General features: G+C 39.7%; 1 protein-coding gene. It reads right to left on the bottom strand.

Annotated elements, in window-relative coordinates; genetic code table 11:
• Positions 1-19: 19 nt before the first annotated feature.
• Positions 20-214 (bottom strand): hypothetical protein (locus tag JDF658_RS14705; protein ID WP_207651249.1); only part of this gene is annotated, 195 nt, incomplete at its 5' end.

Raw genomic sequence — 214 nt, 5'->3', positions numbered from 1 at the left:
ACCTCCTCGTATCATATATTTAGAGATTTAACCTGAACGGTAATATTAACCGTTCATTTTTTGTACCAAATTTGTTCTTTAAAAACTGGAAATTAGACTTCCTTTTTGCTGCTGTTCCAGGCACAATGTAATCGTGAGATTGCTTTCTGGGTAGGTATTCGTCCTCCTTGAGGCTTGACCTTTTGAAAAGAGTGACCCCCAGCTCATGGTCTGC

Origin of the sequence: Carboxydocella sp. JDF658, assembly GCF_002049395.1 — a bacterium.
In the GTDB taxonomy this organism is placed as follows: Bacteria; Bacillota.
This window is presented reverse-complemented; position numbering and strand designations above follow the sequence as displayed.